Raw genomic sequence first — 17,226 nt, 5'->3', positions numbered from 1 at the left:
CTCATCCGCAAAATGTTCAGACGGCCTATTATACGCGTCTCAAGCCATAGCTTTGACAATCCTGTCTGCCTTTGCCGTTAAAGCTTGTTTCGGCTGGTTTTGTTTACCCGAAAAAAGCGTTAGAATAACGGACTTTGCCGTTTAATTAAGGGGATGGACGCATGCTTTGGACAATATTGGCTTTAATTCTGCTGGCTGTCATAGCCGGCTTGTTCTGGTGGCGCCAGAAACAAGAGCAAAAGTGGCGCCAAGAATTGGCCCGACTCAGTGGCGACGAACAAGAAATAAACGAAGAAGACAGCCCGGTCGGTTTTTCCGACCAACTGGACAGCCTGAAACGTTTGTTCAGCATGAACAAGCACACTGCCGACAACCATAAAATCGCCCGCATCCGCCTGCTTTCTGCGCTCGAACACAATAAAACGCAACGCGCCGAAACAAACGAAGAGCATGCAGCAGAGCCGTTTGCCGAAGAGCCGGAACACATCGCAGCTACCGAAGAAGAAATCAAAGTTGCGCCTAAAACCCGTAAATCTGCCAAACCGGAACGTATTCCTAAAATCACGCCGTTTGCACAAATGGAAACGCCCGAATACAGCCCGTCTTTGGTGCAAAACAGCAATTTTGAAGAAATCACATTAGAAGAAGCCACCCGTTCCCTGCACGAAGCAGCGGTTGAAGAATGGAACGAGCATTTGGCCGAAAAAAATGCACCAATTTACAAAGACGAAGTTGAAACTCCATTATTGCGCGCTTCATCACTGCCGATGACCGGCATGGAAATCATCGACTATAACGACCCTATCTTGCGCCGCACACGCGAGCGTGCCTTGGCGCGTGCCAATAATGTCCGCGTGGCAGAAGCCCATGCGCCGCATATCGAAACCGTTCAGACGGCCTTAAGAACTGCCGAAAAAGAAGCCATCCTCCCCTATACTTCCATGCAGGCATTCCCTTCTGAAATCCAAGCGGAAGATATTCACGACAACCTTGCCCGCCGCACCGCCGCCCGCCACAAACTAGCTGCGGCCGTCGCCCCATTGCGCGACTACTCTCCGCGCACCATCGAAAATGACGAAATTCTGGCCAATTTGGGACAAATCAACCGTCCTGCCAGCCTGCGCCGTCAAGTTCGCCATACCGAAGCGGCCGCCGAAAGATGGGCGCGCAAACAAGCTGCCACGGAAGCTGTTGCACCACAACCTGCCGTATCGGCAACGCCGTCCCGTCCAAAACCGGCTGCGCCTGTTAAAAAATCCCCTTATATCTCCCGACCTGCCGCGCCAAACGCAACCGTAGTCGAGCCGCCTGCCGTACCGGTTGTCCCGATGGCGAAAACCGATATTCCCGAGCCGCCCGTTTTCCAAACCTCGATTGCGCCGATTGATATTCCCGAGCCGCCTGCTTTCGAACATAAAATCCAAGTGCCGATTTTTGATTCGCAAGTCAATGCGCATGTTAGCAATCAGCCTGAACGCAGTATCCGCGATTATTTAATCAGCGAATCTGCGGAAGAAGAAACAGAATTCGATGGTGAGCCGGAAGCGCCTGTACAAGCGGAAACAGAAGCGATTCAAGCGGTTGAAACGATTGAACCTGTTGAACCTGTTGAAACAATCGCAAGGCCGTCTGAATATACACAGACAGTCATTGAAACGCCTGTTCGAAGCGTAGAACCAAGCGTTCAAGAAGATACACCAAGCATAGCTATTCCAACTTCGGCAACCCTGACCGAGGCACACCTGCCGACCACTACCCTGCTCCTGCCGCCGCAGTTTGACCCAAGCGCCTCGCAAACTGAAGAACAGTTGCTGGAAAACAGCATTACCATCGAAGAAAAACTGGCCGAGTTCAAAGTTAAAGTCAAAGTGATGGACTCCTATTCCGGCCCGGTCATTACGCGTTATGAGATTGAGCCTGATGTCGGTGTACGCGGCAGTGCCGTTTTGAACCTTGAAAAAGACTTGGCGCGCTCGCTTGGCGTGGCTTCCATCCGCGTGGTGGAAACCATCCCAGGCAAAACCTGCATGGGCTTGGAATTGCCTAATCCGAAACGCCAAATGATCCGCCTGAGCGAAATCTTCAATTCGCCTGCATTTACCGAGTCCAAATCCAAACTGACCCTCGCACTCGGCCAAGACATCACCGGCCAGCCTGTCGTCACCGACTTGGCCAAAGCGCCGCATCTGCTGGTTGCCGGTACGACCGGTTCGGGTAAATCCGTGGGGGTGAATGCCATGATTCTGTCCATGCTCTTCAAAGCAACGCCTGAAGACGTGCGCATGATTATGATTGACCCGAAAATGCTGGAGCTGAGCATTTACGAAGGCATTCCGCACCTGCTCGCCCCTGTCGTAACCGATATGAAGCTGGCCGCAAACGCGCTGAACTGGTGCGTCAACGAAATGGAAAAACGCTACCGCCTGATGAGCTTTATGGGCGTGCGCAACCTTGCCGGCTTCAACCAAAAAATTGCCGAAGCCGCCGCTCGTGGCGAAAAAATCGGCAGCCCGTTCAGCCTCACGCCTGAAGACCCTGAGCCATTGGAAAAACTGCCGTTTATCGTGGTCGTGGTAGATGAGTTTGCCGACCTGATGATGACTGCCGGTAAGAAAATTGAAGAACTGATTGCCCGCCTTGCCCAAAAAGCGCGTGCAGCCGGCATCCATTTGATTCTTGCCACCCAACGCCCAAGCGTGGATGTCATCACCGGCCTGATTAAAGCCAATATTCCGACACGCATTGCCTTCCAAGTGTCCAGCAAAATCGACAGCCGCACGATTCTTGACCAAATGGGTGCGGAAAACCTGCTCGGCCAAGGCGATATGCTGTTCCAGCTACCCGGTACCAACTATCCGCAACGTGTACACGGTGCATTCGCCTCCGACAATGAAGTTCACCGCGTAGTGGAATACCTGAAACAATTTGGCGCACCCGACTATATCGACGATATTTTGAGCAACGGTTCCACCGAAGACTTTACCGGCACCAGCCGCAGCAACGACAGCGACCTCGACCCCATGTATGACGAAGCCGTTTCCGTTGTCTTGAAATCGCGTAAGGCCAGCATTTCCAATATCCAACGCCAACTGCGCATCGGCTACAACCGCGCCGCCCGCCTGATTGAACAAATGGAAGCCGACGGTATTGTTTCCCCGGCGGAAAACAACGGCAACCGCACCATCTTGGCACAAAGCAGCGACCATCTGGATTAATTTATCCTTGTATAAAATTAAGGCCGTCTGAAAACTTTTCAGACGGCCTTTTTAAATCAGATATGGTTCAGAGATTCCAATCAAATAAACAAGCAAATAAGTAATCTATAAACAACATTTCTTACAAATCTAAATGCTTTTGCATTAACGGCATTTGTTTCACAAAAAAACAAGGTTCAATCAACCAAACTCAACCTGCAAAATACATATCTCTACCCGTTTGTCGCCATTTTCAGACGGCCTTTTGTCAAGACCGGAAAAAACAGGTAAATCCGTTTTTCGATTAGAAACAATATTATTATGATTCATGCCTTCGGCAACACCCCACCCTTTACGAGGAAAAACAAATGAAAAAATATTTTGCAGAATTTTTCGGCACTTTCTGGCTGGTATTTGGCGGCTGCGGCAGCGCAGTTTTGGCAGCAGCCTACCCAGAACTTGGCATTGGCTTTGCCGGTGTCGCCTTGGCGTTCGGTTTGACCGTACTGACCATGGCTTACGCTGTCGGCCACATTTCCGGCGGCCACTTCAACCCTGCCGTTTCCGTCGGCCTTTTCATCGGCGGCCGTTTCAACAGTAAAGACCTGTTGCCTTACATCGTATCCCAAGTTATCGGTGCGATTGCCGCAGCAGGCGTTCTGTATCTGATTGCTTCCGGTAAAACCGGTTTTGATGCTGTTGCCTCCGGCTTTGCCAGCAACGGTTTCGGCGAGCACTCTCCTAACGGTTACGACATGATGGCTGCTTTGCTGATCGAATTTGTCCTGACCGCATTCTTCCTGATCATCATCATGGGTTCTACCGACAAACTGGCTCCGGCCGGCTTTGCCCCTATCGCCATCGGTCTGGGTCTGACCCTGATTCACTTAATCAGCATTCCTGTAACCAATACTTCCGTTAATCCTGCACGTTCTACCGGCGTTGCCTTGTTCCAAGGTGGCTGGGCTGTTGAACAACTGTGGTTGTTCTGGTTGGCTCCTATTGCCGGCGCAGCAGTTGGCGCGGCTATTTACCGCTTCGTTTTGGCTAACGACAACAAATAATCTTGACGGAATGACATTCCCGGTGCGGCTGACACTCTAAACTGACCGCCCCAAGTTGCCGAGACACAAACGCACCGCCTGACTCAGACGGTGCGTTTGTTTTTGCCATGTTACAATACTTTCTTTTCTCACATTCTCAAACCATCATGCAAACCTTACCTTTTCAAACCGATATCGCCGCCAGAATGCTGGTCAATACCGAAAACGAAACCATCCATCCCGATGCCGTATTCGTACAAACGCAAAACGGTTATTGGATTGCTTGGCACGACCAACAGGCTGCCCTGCTTGCCCCCGACACGCCGCCCGATATTCCCTGCTTTTGGGTAGAAGGTGCAGAAAGCTTGGAAGAGCTGGTAAGCATGGTAGAAAACGGCGAATTTGACGAAGTCGAAGAATTTGACGGCGATGATGATGCTTGGCAAGAAGCACTCGGATGCGACCATCATCATGAAGGACACTGCGGATGCAGTCATTGAGATGCACAAAACGCCTACTTCCGGCACTTGCCCTTTGCTTGACGCTTAACGGCTGCATTGTAGGTGCGGCTGTTGATTTGGCTGCTACAACCGTCCTGACTGCCGGAAAATTGGTCGTCAAAGGAACGGGGGCAGTGATTGATGCCGCCATTCCTGACGGTAAAAAAGACAAGGATAAAGAAAAAGAGAAGGAAAAGAGCAAAGAAAAGCCAAAATCGGAAGAGATCATCTATAAAGAAGAATCCTCTGACGAAGTAGCGCAATAATCCTTCAGACGGCCTCAGCAAGGTAACCAATCCTACTGAGGCCGTCTGAACATTCATCCTTACATATAGCCCTGTTCGCGCAAAGAACAGGTTTCTTTTGCCGTCACGATAAAATGGTCCAACAGCGTAATATCGACCAAACTTAAAGCCTGTTTCAAACGCTCTGTAAACTGCACATCAGATTCAGACGGCCTTGCCGAACCACCCGGATGATTGTGTGCCAAAATCAAACTGTCGGCGTATTCATCCAATGCCAATTTGACGATTTCACGGATATAAACCGTGTTTTCCGCCACCGTACCGCGCGACAACTCCCGTACCGCAATCAATTGATTTTGACGGTTGAGCAGCAAAGCAACGCTGATCTCGATTTTTTCATGCCCAAGATGCAGGCGCAGATAATCCGCAACCGATTTCGGGTTTGACAAAACTATCTGTTTCTGCAACTCCTCACCCAAAATCCGCCGTCCGATTTCTTTGACCACGGCAAACTGAGTATAGCTCGCCAAACCCATGCCCTTGCAAGCAGAAAGTGTTTTGGAATCTGCACTCATCAGCTTTCCCAAGCTACCGAACTCGCTCAACAAATAACGCGCTAAATCGACCGCGCTCATACCGCGCGTTCCGACACGCAACAAAATTGCCAGCAACTCTGCATCACTCAACGCCGCCGCGCCGCGCTCCAACAGCTTCTCACGCGGCCGCTCCCCTTCAGGCCATTCTTTAATGCTCATGTTTTCCCTTTTTATTCATATAGCGGATTTAGTTTAAATTCTGAGCAAAACCGCCTCACCCGATATAAAACGTAATCCATTATGGTTTTAGCAAATAAATTCAATTTGCGTATTTTATTCTATTTTGAATAATTATTTAAGACAAATGAATAACAATTGAACCCCTTTGTGCAGAAAAACAACGCTACCCATTTTTACTATCGTGTTTCCCTATCTGCCTTTCCTTTCCTATTTGTTTCAAATCAGCCGCTACAAGCATTTTCATATTGCCCCTATGAGGCTTAGGCTAATATAATATTGAGTTTGCCGAAAGCAAAAGTTAGGCTTAAATTGCTTTCTATCCACGCTGCCCGTGCGCTTTACAAGAGTTTCAGACGGCCTCCGTCCGACTCCCGCCAGCAATCAAACAGCTTTTTATCACCCATTCGAAAATCCGTTTTGCCGGTACTCGTCTTTCTTTTTGGAGTATTGCCATTATGACCGCAACCACTGCGTCTTCAGCCAAACCTTATCTGCAAATCCAAGGCTTGGTGAAAAAGTTTGGTGACAATTACGCTGTCGATAACATCGACTTGGACATCTATCAACACGAAATCTTTGCCCTTTTGGGCAGCTCAGGCAGTGGCAAATCCACACTGCTGCGCATGTTGGCAGGCATGGAAAGTCCCAATCAGGGCAAAATCATTCTCGACGGCCAAGACATTACCAAGCTTGCTCCGTACGAGCGCCCAATCAACATGATGTTCCAAAGCTATGCCCTGTTCCCGCACATGAGTGTTGAACAAAACATCGCTTTCGGCCTGAAACAAGACAAAATGCCTAAAGGCGAAATCGACGCCCGCGTCGAAGAAATGCTGCGCCTGGTTCAAATGACCAAATACGCCAAACGCAAGCCGCACCAACTTTCCGGCGGTCAACAACAACGTATCGCTTTGGCGCGCAGCCTGGCAAAACGTCCGAAAATCCTGCTGCTTGACGAACCTTTGGGCGCACTCGATAAAAAACTGCGCCAACAAACCCAACTGGAATTGGTCAACACGCTGGAACAAGTCGGCGTAACCTGTATCATGGTTACCCACGACCAAGAAGAAGCGATGACGATGGCTACCCGTATCGCCATTATGTCCGACGGCCAATTGCGCCAAGTTGGCACACCTAGCGATGTGTACGACTACCCTAACAGTCGCTTTACCGCTGAATTTATCGGCGAAACCAATATTTTTGACGGCGTCGTTATTGACGACCGCGCCGATTTCTCTATCGTCAAATGTGACGGCTTGGAAAACCACGTCCGCATCGACCACGGCCTTGGCGTTCCGAACGACCATGAAATCTGGATCAGCATCCGCCCAGAAGACATTGATTTGCATAAAGAAAAACCAGAACACTTGGGCGCGCACAACTGGGCCCAAGGCACGGTTAAAGAAATTGCCTATCTGGGCAGCTTTGCAATTTACCACATCAAACTCGCCAACGGCCGTGTCGTTAAGAGCCAAGTTCCCGCACCTTATTGGTATGTGCGCAACATTACGCCGCCGACTTGGGACGAAACCGTCTATATCAGCTGGCCTGAAAACCAACCTACGCCTCTGTACAGTTAATTTGAGGGAAATGCAATGGACCTTAAAAAACTGAAAAAGAAACTGTTTCGCCGCCCCGGCCAGCGTGCAGTTATTGCCGTACCGTATATTTGGCTCTTGGTGCTGTTTCTGATTCCGTTCGCCATCGTCTTGAAAATCAGCTTTGCCGAACAAGAAATCGCCATTCCGCCATTTACGCCTTTGACGACGATTGATGAAGACTTAGGCCGTCTGAACATTGCCATCAGCTATCAGAACTACGCCGACATCTTCCAAAACTTTTGGAATACGCTCAATCCGTTTGGCGACAGTGAAAACAGCAATATCTATCTGATGACCTACTGGTCTTCGATTAAGACCGCGCTGACGACGACCATTATCTGCCTGTTGATTGGTTATCCGACCGCTTATGCCATTTCACGCGCCAATTCGGCTGCGCGCAACGGCCTGCTGTTGGCAATCATGCTACCTTTCTGGACCTCTTTCCTGTTGCGTGTTTACGCATGGATGGGCTTATTGGGTCACAACGGCATCATCAATAATTTCTTAATCAAATATGGAATCATCAGCGAGCCTTTAGACTTGTTCTACAATGCGTTCTCGCTGAATTTGGTGATGGTTTACGCCTATCTGCCGTTTATGATTTTGCCGCTGTACACACAATTGGTAAAACTGGACAACCGCCTGCTCGAAGCCGCTTCCGACTTGGGCGCAGGTCCGATCAAATCGTTCTTTACCATTACCCTGCCTTTATCCAAAACAGGCATCATCGCAGGCTCTATGCTGGTCTTCGTTCCGGCCGTCGGTGAATTTGTGATTCCTGAATTGGTGGGCGGTTCTGAAAACCTGATGATTGGTAAAGTATTGTGGCAGGCATTCTTCGACCAAAACAACTGGCCGCTGGCTTCTGCTGTCGCCGTCGTCATGGTTGCCCTGCTGGTTGTACCGATTGCCCTGTTCCAGCACTATGAAAACCGCGAATTGGAAGAAGGAGGCAAATAATGCAGAAAACCAAATTATCCTGGTTCTTGAAACTGATGCTCCTGCTCTCGCTGGCATTCCTCTATATTCCGCTGGTAGTTTTAGTCATCTATTCTTTCAATGAATCCAAACTGGTTACCGTTTGGGGCGGTTTCTCAACCAAATGGTACGGCGCATTGATGGAAAACGACACCATCTTGGAAGCAGCTTGGCTGTCATTACGTATCGCCATTGTTTCCTCACTTGCTGCCGTAGCACTCGGCACATTAGCTGGTTACGCTATGGCGCGTATCAAGCGCTTCCGCGGCAGCACCCTGTTTGCCGGTATGATTTCCGCGCCTATGGTGATGCCTGATGTGATTACCGGTTTGTCCATGCTGCTGTTGATTATTCAGGTGCAAATGTTCCTGCAAGGCAGCGAATTGCTGCAATCGCTCTACTTCGATCGCGGCTTCTTCACCATCTTCCTCGGCCACACCACGCTTTGCATGGCGTACATTACCGTCGTTATCCGTTCGCGCTTGGTGGAATTGGATCAATCCTTGGAAGAAGCTGCAATGGACTTGGGTGCCCGTCCGCTGAAGATTTTCTTCGTGATTACCCTGCCGCTGATTGCCCCTGCGATTGCTTCCGGCTTCCTCTTGGGCATCACCCTGTCTTTGGACGACTTGGTGATTACCTCCTTCCTGTCAGGCCCGGGTTCATCGACATTGCCGCAAGTGATTTTCTCCAAAATCAAACTCGGCCTTGACCCTCAGATGAACGTTTTGGCAACCATCCTGATCGGTATCATCGGTACGCTGGTGATTGTCGTCAACTACTGGATGATGCGTCAGGCAACCAAACGGGAACGTGAGGCTGCCGAAGCCTACCGCCAAGAAAAATTGGCAGCCGAGAAAGCCGCCTAATATGCAGACAGGCTGTCCGATAAAGTGTCGGAACAGCCTGTTTTATTAACTGCACAGACGGCCTGAATCTAAGCCCACATTTAAGGCCGTCTGAAAACCTATTTTCAATGAAGTGAAAACCAACCTAAAGCTCAAATCATGATCAATCCCAGCTTCAAAGAATACCTTCCTTCCTACTATGTCAGCACGGCCAATCCCCATCCGTCTTATCCGACGCTTGAAGGTCGTCTGAAAACTGAAACCTGCGTTATCGGCGGCGGCCTGTCCGGTTTATGCACCGCCCTACCGCTTGCCGAAAACGGCCATGAAGTCATCGTACTTGAAGCCGCCCGTATCGGTTTCGGCGCATCAGGTCGCAGCGGCGGACAAGTCATCAGCGACTTTGCCTGCGGCATGGAAGAAATCGAAAAACAAGTCGGTTTGGAACAGGCTCAATGGTTCTGGCAGCAATCTCTGCAAGCCGTTGAACTGGTTGACTCCCGCATTCAAAAACACAATATCCAATGCGATTGGCAACGCGGCTACGCTACCGTCGCCGTCCGTCCTCAGCACTGGGAAGAATTGCAACAATGGCACGAACACGCTCAAAAACATTATGGCGCAAGCCATTACCAGCTTTGGGATAAAGCCACGCTGAAGCAGCAACTTGCCAGCGATATGTATCAAGGCGCGCAATTTGATCCTTTATCCGGCCACTTACACCCGCTCAATTACACCCTAGGCATTGCCAAAGCGGCAGCCGATGCAGGCGCACAACTTTTTGAGCAATCCCCGATGACGCGTATCGAGCCATGCGATAACGGCTGGCTGGTTCATACGCCCAATGGCAGCGTTGAGTGCAAAAACCTCGTTTATGCCGTCAATACCTATGCCGGTTTACACCCGAAATTCAAAGTATTGGAACAAAAAGCCATTGCAGTCAGTACCTTTATCATCGCCACCGAGCCTCTGGGCGAGCGTGCCAAAGACCTGATTCGCAACAATATGGCCATCTGCGACAACCGCCACGTCCTCGACTACTACCGCCTCAGCGCCGACGGTCGCCTGCTCTTTGGCGGCAAAGACAACGAGTTTATCGATGACCCTGACCGCATGACTGAACTCGTCCGCCAAGACATGCTGAAAGTTTTCCCGCAACTTGCCGACGTCAGAATCGAGCATTCCTGGGGCGGCGAATGCGACATCACGCGCAACCTCGCCCCACATTTCGGCCGCCTCGCCCCTACCGTTTTCTACGCCCAAGGCTATTCCGGACACGGCATGGCGATTACCGGCATCGCCGGTTTGGCGATTGCCGAAGCCATCATGGGCGATGACGGCCGTCTGAAACCTTTTGAGCAACTGCGCCACAGCAACATCATTACCCAGCCTTTCCTGCGCAAACTCGGCTCTTTCCTCGGCTCAAAATACTATCAATGGAAAGACAGCCACTAAACCCAAGCAACAAACATATTTCAGACGGCGGCAGATTCAAGTAAAATTCAGGCCGTCTGAAAGCTTAGATACGACAAAATTCAATCATTTATCAGCAAGGAAACCATCATGAGCAACCATCATACACTCATCATCCTCGGCTCCGGCCCTGCCGGCTATACTGCCGCCGTCTATGCCGCCCGTGCCAACCTCAACCCTGTGATCATTACCGGCGTTGAGCAAGGCGGACAACTGATGATCACCACCGAAGTGGACAACTGGCCTGCTGATGCAGAAGGCGTACAAGGTCCGGAACTAATGGCCCGTTTCCAAGCTCATGCCGAACGCTTCGGCACTGAAATGATTTTCGACCAAATCCACACCGTTGATTTGCAAAACCGTCCGTTTACCCTCAAAGGCGATATGGGCGAATACACCTGCGATGCGCTCATCGTTGCCACCGGCGCATCCGCCAAATATTTAGGTTTGCCAAGCGAAGAAACCTTTGCCGGCAAAGGCGTTTCCGCCTGTGCAACTTGCGATGGTTTCTTCTACAAAAAACAAGATGTTGCTGTAGTCGGCGGTGGCAATACCGCTGTGGGAGAAGCCCTCTACCTTGCCAATATCGCCAACACCGTTACCCTGATTCACCGCCGAGACAGCTTCCGTGCCGAAAAAATCATGGTGGACAAACTGATGCAACGGGTCGAAGAAGGCAAAATCATCCTCAAGCTCAATAGCTCGGTTGATGAAATCTTGGGCGACGAAAGCGGCGTTACCGGTGCACGCCTGAAACACAATGACGGCAGCACTGAAGAAATCGCCGTCAAAGGCGTTTTCATCGCCATCGGCCACAAACCCAACACCGATATCTTCAAAGGCCAACTTGATATGGATGAAACCGGCTACCTGAAAACCAAAGGCGGTACCGGTGACAATGTCGGCGCAACCAATATCGAAGGCGTATGGGCGGCAGGCGACGTCAAAGACCACACCTACCGTCAAGCCATCACCAGCGCAGCTTCCGGCTGTCAAGCCGCGCTTGATGCCGAACGTTGGCTCGACCGCCACGGCGTATAAGCCTCCAAGCTACGCCCTATTCTTTAAAACATAATAAAAGGCCGTCTGAAATTTCAGACGGCCTATAATCTATCTGCCACACTAAATATTCATTTTAAAAGCAAATTTATATCAAATAAGTACTTTTGCTTTATAATAACGACAAATACCCAACAAACAGGGAACAAACATGAAAAAAACACTAATGACACTTATCCTTTGCGCACTGACTCCTGCCGCCCTGGCTGCCGATACTTACGGCTACCTGGCCATGTGGCAAAACCCTGCCGACAGCAATGAAGCGCTGCAAATCAAAACCACCAAAGAAAATGCCACCCAACTGGATGCAACAGCCGAACTCGAAACATTCTGCAAAGGCCAAGATGCCTTAGCCGGTATCGGCGCAGGCCAAGCAACAGGCTGCAAAACGGTTGTCCCACTGCACAATACCTGTATCGCTGTTGCCTACCCTAAAGCCATGGGCAAATTGACTGCTCAAAACGTGGTGGCCATTACCTCCCCACGTTTCAAAACCGTGCATCAAATTGCCTTGAACCAATGCATCAAAAAATACGGCTCACAAGGACAATGCGCTTTAGAAACAGTCTATTGTACTTCTGAAACCTATTATCAAGGTACGGTCAAAACCCTCTGGGAAAAAATCAAATCCATTTAAGGCCGTCTGAAAATAAAACCGGCTTGCCCGATATTCTCCATATCACGGCAAGCCAGTTTTTTATTCTGGTTTTTATTTGCTGTTTTTTTCCAACAATTTGGCCACAACGCCTTCAGCCTGTTTTACCAAATCAGGGTTGGTTCGGAAGTGGTTTTCATCGTTCAAAGAGTAGCTGACAGTAGAAACCGCATACTTCGTGCTTCTCAACACAAATACGCCTTTACGCAAGATTTCATTATTGCCTTTGGTTTTATAACGCAGGTTATACGGGCAAGAAGAATCATACAGTTTGCCGCGGTTATCCGCTGTCACAATAGTGCTACCAATGCCGCGTTTTGCCAAAGCTTTGGACAAAGCACGATCCAAATCATACGGTCTTACTTTTGCATTTTGAATGATGCAGACATGTTTGATGCTGGTCAGCTCTTCAGGTTTCAATACTCTTTGTTCCGTAGTGGAACATGCGCCCAGCAACAATACGGCTGAAGCCGCCGCTAAAATGATGGTTTTCATCTGTTTTCCTTTTTAAAATTTTCAAACAATAAATATTCAGACGGCCTTTATAAAAAGGCCGTCTGAAAAAATCAACGTACGTTTTTCATCAAACGCTGTTTCTCACGCTTCCAATCCGCTTCTTTCAGGCTTTGGCGTTTGTCATGCTGTTTCTTACCCTTGGCCAAACCGATTTCCACTTTGATTCTACCGCGAGTGTAATGCAGGTTTAGGGGCACAATCGTATAACCGGCGCGTTCGGTTTTGCCGATTAACTTATTGATTTCCGATTGTTTCAACAACAACTTACGCGGACGGACAGGGTCAGGTTTGACGTGTGTCGAGGCAGTGGGCAACGCGGTAATGTGGCAGCCCACCAAATAGAATGCGTCTTTTTTCCAGTAGATATAGCTTTCTTTTAATTGCACGCGTGCAGCGCGAATGGCTTTAACTTCCCATCCTTCCAATACTATACCAGCTTCGATTTGGTCTTCGATAAAGAAATCGTGAAAGGCTTTTTTATTATTGGCAATACTCATTGTGCTGATTCTTTACAAACTTTTCAGACGGCCTATTTTATCAGGCATGCTTAAAAAATAAAACGGCAAACGGTTTTGAAACGTTTATTTGCTTAAAACATGGCGACAGTAAAAGCGGTCTATATCGGCAATGGCTTTTTCATCTTCAGGGCGCAAATCCAGTTTCAAATCAGCAAGGTGGATCAAGATTTGGTCTTCACGCTCAGCAACGGCGCAGCTGACCTCGCCTTCGCTGCGAAAATGACGGATAAGCTCGTCCAACTGGTTTAAAGCATTTTGATAAGATGAATTTTGATTCATAATTTTTGACCCGAACGCCCATAAAAAATGGCGGGAAACCCCGCCATGATTTTACGGCTTACGCCGCGCATTTGATTAAGCAGCTTGAATATTAGCAGCTTGTTTGCCTTTAGGGCCGGTGGTTACGTCGAAAGATACGCGTTGACCTTCTTTCAGGGTTTTGAAACCATCCATGTTGATTGCTGAGAAGTGAGCGAACAAATCTTCGCCACCTTCATCAGGAGTGATGAAACCAAAACCTTTAGCGTCGTTAAACCATTTTACGATACCGGTTGCCATTAGAAACTTCCTATACTTAAAAATTAACAAAATCAGCAAAACAAGGCATACAGCAAACTAAAACGTTCAGCGTTTCTCCCACGTATTGGATACGCAGTCGAGTGCCAACTTCTGCTTAACCGTCTTTTTACATTTGTTAAGACAAAACGTCAAGCTATGTTTTCAAAAAAGTGGGAAAATAGAAAAAAATTGCCGAAATACAACAGAAAACGGTTTACACTCTAAAACAGGCCGTCTGAAAACTGAAATCTAAGCTTATGAACCATCCGAATACCGACCACCAATCCGATACCCTGCTCAGCGATATCAACACCCAGCCGCCGAAACGTTACGGCGTATTTTTATTGAACGACGATTACACCACCATGGAATTTGTCGTCGAGATCTTGACCGAAGTCTTTATGCTTGCACAGGAACAGGCCGTGGCCGTCATGTTGTTGGTGCACCACGAAGGCAAAGGCCTGTGTGGCACCTACACGCGCGATATTGCGCAGACCAAGCAACATCAGGTCATGGAACGTGCCAAAGCTGAAGGGCATCCGCTCAAATGTATAGTCGAAGAGGTTTAAATCATGCTGTCACCCGAATTGGAACACATCCTGCAACTGCTCTATCGTGAAGCACGCAACGCTCGTTATGAGTTTATCAGCTTGGAACACCTGCTTTTGGTGCTGATAGAAGAAGATGCGGCTGTGCCGAACGTCTTGAAACTGTGTGGTGCAGATTTGAAAGTTCTGTCCGAGCAGCTTGCCGCCAGCGTTGCAGAAAACACGCCGCAAATTCCCGATCATCTTCTGGATACGGTCGAAACCCAGCCGACATTGGGCTTCCAACGCGTCATCCAACGGGCGATGGTGCATACTCAGTCTGCCGGAAAAGCCGCAGTAGAGCCTTTGGATATTTTGGTTGCCATGATGAGCGAATCCGAAAGCCATGCCGTTTATTTCCTCAAATTGCAATCCATTACGCGCTTTGAAGTCTTGCGTTGCATTGCCCATGGCTCGCCCGATGACGAAGACGGCAATGATTCAGACGGCCTAGGACGCGAAGGAGAAGAAGCGGAACAAAAAACCGGCTCCCTTTCCGACTACACCGTCAACCTCAACACCGAAGTCAAAGCCGGCCGTATCGACCCTTTGATTGGTCGCAAACACGAAATGGAAAGGCTGGTACAAATCCTGTGCCGCCGCCGCAAAAATAATCCGCTTTTGGTCGGCGAAGCTGGCGTAGGCAAAACCGCACTGGCGGAAGGCTTGGCACATCAAATCGTCAACGGCGACATTCCCGACGCGCTTAAAGAAGCCGAAGTGTACGCGCTGGATATGGGTTCGCTGTTGGCGGGCACGAAATACCGCGGCGACTTTGAAGCGCGGGTTAAATCCGTCTTGAAACAACTCGAAAAAATCCCGCATGCCATTTTGTTTATCGATGAAATCCACACCATCATCGGCGCGGGCAGTACCAGCGGCGGCACGATGGACGCATCCAACCTGCTCAAACCCGCATTGGCGAAAGGCTCATTGCGCTGTATCGGCGCAACCACTTACGACGAATACCGCACCATTTTCGACAAAGACCACGCCTTAAGCCGCCGTTTCCAAAAAATCGATGTGGTCGAACCCACCGTTTCCGAAACCGTTCAAATCCTGCGCGGCTTGAAACCGATGTTTGAAGATTTCCACCAAGTCCGCTATACGCAAGGTGCACTTGAAGCCGCCGCCGAACTTTCCGCACGTTACATCAACGAGCGTTTCCTGCCCGACAAAGCCATCGACGTGATGGACGAAGCAGGCGCGGCGCAACGGATTCTACCTAAATCCAAACAGAAAAAAGTCATCGGCAAAACGCAAATCGAAACCGTCATCGCCAAAGTCGCGCGGATTCCCGAAAAAACCGTGTCGCACGACGACAAACAAGTGTTGCAATTCCTCGGCCGCGATTTGAAAAACATGGTTTACGGTCAGGAAAATGCCATCGACGCGCTGGTTGCCGCCGTCAAAATGTCGCGCTCCGGCCTCGCCCTGCCCGACAAACCGATAGGCAGTTTCCTCTTCTCCGGCCCTACCGGCGTCGGCAAAACCGAAGTCGCCAAACAGCTTGCCTACTCGATGGGCGTACCGCTGCAACGCTTTGATATGTCCGAATACATGGAACGCCACGCCGTATCGCGCCTCATCGGCGCACCGCCGGGCTACGTCGGCTTTGAACAAGGCGGCCTTTTAACCGAAGCCGTCAACAAGCAGCCGCATTGCGTGTTGCTCTTGGACGAAATCGAAAAAGCCCACCCCGACATTTTCAACGTCCTCCTGCAAGTCATGGACGCAGGCAAACTGACCGACAACAACGGTAAGAGTGCCGACTTCCGCAACGTTATCCTGATCATGACCACCAACGCAGGCGCGGAAAGCCTCAGCCGCCCCAGCCTCGGCTTTACCGCCAAACGCGAGCGCGGCGACGAAATGCAGGCAATCAACAAACTCTTCACACCCGAGTTTCGCAACCGCTTGGACGCGATTATCCCGTTTTCACCCTTGTCCGAACCTATCATCGTCAAAGTCGTGGACAAATTCCTGCTCCAGCTCGAACACCAGCTCCTCGACAAAAAAGTCGAAGCCGAATTTACGCCGGCATTGCGCAAATATCTGGCAGAAAAAGGTTTCGATCCACAAATGGGTGCGCGCCCGATGAACCGACTGATCCAGGAAAAAATCCGCAAACCGCTCGCCGACGAACTCCTGTTCGGCAAACTCGCCGAAGGTGGCTTTGTGCTGATAGACTGGGATGCTGCAAAAGAAGAAGCCGTGTTAAAGTTTAAGAAAAGCAAGGTCAAACCTGAAGCAGCAACGGTTTGACGGATAAAGGCAAAAAGGTCGTCTGAAAACGAGATTTCTGTTTTCAGACGACCTTTTTTGTAATTAACACCAAATTCTCCGTCTATATAATGGCCACAAATAACAAAATGCCTCGTAATTTAACAAATTAATTATTTTTGTAAATTATTTACTTGATATTTTTAAATGACTATTTGATAATACATCTACATTTTAATTATCAATCAACTCATTGCAAAGGAAATATCTATGTCTTTCAAAAAAGTAAGTGCAGCAACTATTATCGTCCTGAGCCTGGCAGCATGCAGCAACAACCAGCCTAATGACATTCCATCCATCACTAGTTCATCAAATGGCATCCAGAAGAATAACAGCAATTCTACTGGCAATAACAGTAATACTTCCAACAATAATAGCAATACTTCCAACAA

The 17,226-nt window shown here is 49.4% G+C and carries 18 protein-coding genes; 12 read left to right on the top strand and 6 right to left on the bottom strand.

Annotated features, from left to right (window positions below):
- Positions 1 to 161 precede the first annotated feature (161 nt).
- From ACTHTY_RS01820 to ACTHTY_RS01805, 4 genes are all read left to right on the top strand, one after another.
- Positions 162 to 3,215 (top strand): DNA translocase FtsK, encoded by a 3,054-nt coding sequence (locus ACTHTY_RS01820; protein ID WP_440366274.1) that lies wholly within the window; start codon positions 162 to 164, stop codon positions 3,213 to 3,215.
- Positions 3,216 to 3,562: 347 nt separating this feature from the next.
- Complete coding sequence (aqpZ, locus tag ACTHTY_RS01815) at positions 3,563 to 4,258, top strand: aquaporin Z (protein ID WP_440366273.1); 696 nt, start codon at positions 3,563 to 3,565, stop codon at positions 4,256 to 4,258.
- A gap of 146 nt (positions 4,259 to 4,404) precedes the next feature.
- On the top strand, positions 4,405 to 4,737 hold the full coding sequence (locus ACTHTY_RS01810; protein WP_049332818.1) for a hypothetical protein: 333 nt from the start codon (positions 4,405 to 4,407) through the stop codon (positions 4,735 to 4,737).
- The gene (locus tag ACTHTY_RS01805) at positions 4,725 to 5,003 is read left to right on the top strand and encodes an NF038104 family lipoprotein (RefSeq protein ID WP_440366272.1); all 279 of its coding nucleotides are present in this window, start codon (positions 4,725 to 4,727) and stop codon (positions 5,001 to 5,003) included. The genes ACTHTY_RS01810 and ACTHTY_RS01805 overlap by 13 nt, the downstream gene beginning before the upstream one ends.
- Positions 5,004 to 5,062: 59 nt before the next feature.
- Here ACTHTY_RS01805 and radC read toward each other — a convergent pair whose 3' ends face one another.
- Positions 5,063 to 5,737, bottom strand: coding sequence for a RadC family protein (radC, locus tag ACTHTY_RS01800; protein ID WP_440366271.1), 675 nt, complete (start codon positions 5,735 to 5,737; stop codon positions 5,063 to 5,065).
- A 476-nt stretch (positions 5,738 to 6,213) separates the two neighbouring features.
- On the opposite strand from radC, the gene ACTHTY_RS01795 reads away from it, so the two are divergent.
- The 6 genes from ACTHTY_RS01795 (at position 6,214) to ACTHTY_RS01770 (ending at position 12,354) form a co-directional block, all read left to right on the top strand.
- The gene (locus ACTHTY_RS01795; RefSeq protein WP_063076462.1) at positions 6,214 to 7,338 is read left to right on the top strand and encodes an ABC transporter ATP-binding protein; all 1,125 of its coding nucleotides are present in this window, start codon (positions 6,214 to 6,216) and stop codon (positions 7,336 to 7,338) included.
- Between the two features lie 15 nt (positions 7,339 to 7,353).
- A complete protein-coding gene (locus tag ACTHTY_RS01790) occupies positions 7,354 to 8,319 on the top strand; it encodes an ABC transporter permease subunit (protein ID WP_440366270.1) in 966 nt (321 codons plus the stop codon).
- Positions 8,319 to 9,206, top strand: coding sequence for an ABC transporter permease subunit (locus tag ACTHTY_RS01785; protein ID WP_003679574.1), 888 nt, complete (start codon positions 8,319 to 8,321; stop codon positions 9,204 to 9,206). The genes ACTHTY_RS01790 and ACTHTY_RS01785 overlap by 1 nt, the downstream gene beginning before the upstream one ends.
- A gap of 138 nt (positions 9,207 to 9,344) precedes the next feature.
- On the top strand, positions 9,345 to 10,640 hold the full coding sequence (locus ACTHTY_RS01780) for an NAD(P)/FAD-dependent oxidoreductase (RefSeq protein ID WP_003685744.1): 1,296 nt from the start codon (positions 9,345 to 9,347) through the stop codon (positions 10,638 to 10,640).
- Positions 10,641 to 10,748: 108 nt separating this feature from the next.
- A complete protein-coding gene (gene trxB / locus ACTHTY_RS01775) occupies positions 10,749 to 11,699 on the top strand; it encodes a thioredoxin-disulfide reductase (protein WP_440366269.1) in 951 nt (316 codons plus the stop codon).
- Between the two features lie 169 nt (positions 11,700 to 11,868).
- The gene (locus ACTHTY_RS01770) at positions 11,869 to 12,354 is read left to right on the top strand and encodes a DUF4189 domain-containing protein (RefSeq protein WP_070608623.1); all 486 of its coding nucleotides are present in this window, start codon (positions 11,869 to 11,871) and stop codon (positions 12,352 to 12,354) included.
- 72 nt (positions 12,355 to 12,426) lie between these two features.
- On the opposite strand, the gene ACTHTY_RS01765 is transcribed toward ACTHTY_RS01770, so the two are convergent.
- The 4 genes from ACTHTY_RS01765 to ACTHTY_RS01750 all read right to left on the bottom strand — a co-directional run bounded on the left by ACTHTY_RS01765 (position 12,427) and on the right by ACTHTY_RS01750 (position 13,964).
- On the bottom strand, positions 12,427 to 12,867 hold the full coding sequence (locus tag ACTHTY_RS01765) for a hypothetical protein (protein ID WP_440366268.1): 441 nt from the start codon (positions 12,865 to 12,867) through the stop codon (positions 12,427 to 12,429).
- A 71-nt stretch (positions 12,868 to 12,938) separates the two neighbouring features.
- A complete protein-coding gene (smpB, locus tag ACTHTY_RS01760; RefSeq protein WP_003679566.1) occupies positions 12,939 to 13,385 on the bottom strand; it encodes an SsrA-binding protein SmpB in 447 nt (148 codons plus the stop codon).
- Between the two features lie 84 nt (positions 13,386 to 13,469).
- Positions 13,470 to 13,685 carry a branched-chain amino acid ABC transporter gene (locus tag ACTHTY_RS01755; RefSeq protein ID WP_440366267.1) on the bottom strand — a complete coding sequence of 72 codons (216 nt, stop codon included), beginning with the start codon at positions 13,683 to 13,685 and terminating at the stop codon, positions 13,470 to 13,472.
- Between the two features lie 75 nt (positions 13,686 to 13,760).
- Positions 13,761 to 13,964 (bottom strand): cold-shock protein, encoded by a 204-nt coding sequence (locus ACTHTY_RS01750; protein WP_003682902.1) that lies wholly within the window; start codon positions 13,962 to 13,964, stop codon positions 13,761 to 13,763.
- 257 nt (positions 13,965 to 14,221) lie between these two features.
- On the opposite strand from ACTHTY_RS01750, the gene clpS reads away from it, so the two are divergent.
- Together clpS and clpA are read left to right on the top strand one after the other, a co-directional pair.
- Positions 14,222 to 14,533: an ATP-dependent Clp protease adapter ClpS gene (gene clpS / locus ACTHTY_RS01745; RefSeq protein ID WP_003679561.1), complete on the top strand. Its 312-nt coding sequence runs from the start codon at positions 14,222 to 14,224 to the stop codon at positions 14,531 to 14,533.
- Between the two features lie 3 nt (positions 14,534 to 14,536).
- Positions 14,537 to 16,816: an ATP-dependent Clp protease ATP-binding subunit ClpA gene (gene clpA, locus ACTHTY_RS01740; RefSeq protein WP_440366266.1), complete on the top strand. Its 2,280-nt coding sequence runs from the start codon at positions 14,537 to 14,539 to the stop codon at positions 16,814 to 16,816.
- A gap of 203 nt (positions 16,817 to 17,019) precedes the next feature.
- Here the strand turns inward: clpA and ACTHTY_RS01735 are convergent.
- On the bottom strand, positions 17,020 to 17,226 hold a 207-nt coding region (locus ACTHTY_RS01735), incomplete at its 5' end, for a hypothetical protein (RefSeq protein ID WP_440366265.1).

Origin of the sequence: Neisseria sp. P0019.S002 (genome assembly GCF_051957155.1) — a bacterium.
GTDB classification, from domain to species: domain Bacteria; phylum Pseudomonadota; class Gammaproteobacteria; order Burkholderiales; family Neisseriaceae; genus Neisseria; species Neisseria perflava.
This window is presented reverse-complemented; position numbering and strand designations above follow the sequence as displayed.

What these genes read in the sequence shown, in the direction of transcription:
- ACTHTY_RS01820 (WP_440366274.1), top strand. Translation starts at nt 162, where the DNA reads ATGCTTTGGACAATATTGGCTTTAATTCTGCTGGCTGTCATAGCCGGC.
- aqpZ (WP_440366273.1), top strand. Translation starts at nt 3,563, where the DNA reads ATGAAAAAATATTTTGCAGAATTTTTCGGCACTTTCTGGCTGGTATTT.
- ACTHTY_RS01810 (WP_049332818.1), top strand. Translation starts at nt 4,405, where the DNA reads ATGCAAACCTTACCTTTTCAAACCGATATCGCCGCCAGAATGCTGGTC.
- ACTHTY_RS01805 (WP_440366272.1), top strand. Translation starts at nt 4,725, where the DNA reads ATGCAGTCATTGAGATGCACAAAACGCCTACTTCCGGCACTTGCCCTT.
- radC (WP_440366271.1), bottom strand. Translation starts at nt 5,737, where the DNA reads ATGAGCATTAAAGAATGGCCTGAAGGGGAGCGGCCGCGTGAGAAGCTG.
- ACTHTY_RS01795 (WP_063076462.1), top strand. Translation starts at nt 6,214, where the DNA reads ATGACCGCAACCACTGCGTCTTCAGCCAAACCTTATCTGCAAATCCAA.
- ACTHTY_RS01790 (WP_440366270.1), top strand. Translation starts at nt 7,354, where the DNA reads ATGGACCTTAAAAAACTGAAAAAGAAACTGTTTCGCCGCCCCGGCCAG.
- ACTHTY_RS01785 (WP_003679574.1), top strand. Translation starts at nt 8,319, where the DNA reads ATGCAGAAAACCAAATTATCCTGGTTCTTGAAACTGATGCTCCTGCTC.
- ACTHTY_RS01780 (WP_003685744.1), top strand. Translation starts at nt 9,345, where the DNA reads ATGATCAATCCCAGCTTCAAAGAATACCTTCCTTCCTACTATGTCAGC.
- trxB (WP_440366269.1), top strand. Translation starts at nt 10,749, where the DNA reads ATGAGCAACCATCATACACTCATCATCCTCGGCTCCGGCCCTGCCGGC.
- ACTHTY_RS01770 (WP_070608623.1), top strand. Translation starts at nt 11,869, where the DNA reads ATGAAAAAAACACTAATGACACTTATCCTTTGCGCACTGACTCCTGCC.
- ACTHTY_RS01765 (WP_440366268.1), bottom strand. Translation starts at nt 12,867, where the DNA reads ATGAAAACCATCATTTTAGCGGCGGCTTCAGCCGTATTGTTGCTGGGC.
- smpB (WP_003679566.1), bottom strand. Translation starts at nt 13,385, where the DNA reads ATGAGTATTGCCAATAATAAAAAAGCCTTTCACGATTTCTTTATCGAA.
- ACTHTY_RS01755 (WP_440366267.1), bottom strand. Translation starts at nt 13,685, where the DNA reads ATGAATCAAAATTCATCTTATCAAAATGCTTTAAACCAGTTGGACGAG.
- ACTHTY_RS01750 (WP_003682902.1), bottom strand. Translation starts at nt 13,964, where the DNA reads ATGGCAACCGGTATCGTAAAATGGTTTAACGACGCTAAAGGTTTTGGT.
- clpS (WP_003679561.1), top strand. Translation starts at nt 14,222, where the DNA reads ATGAACCATCCGAATACCGACCACCAATCCGATACCCTGCTCAGCGAT.
- clpA (WP_440366266.1), top strand. Translation starts at nt 14,537, where the DNA reads ATGCTGTCACCCGAATTGGAACACATCCTGCAACTGCTCTATCGTGAA.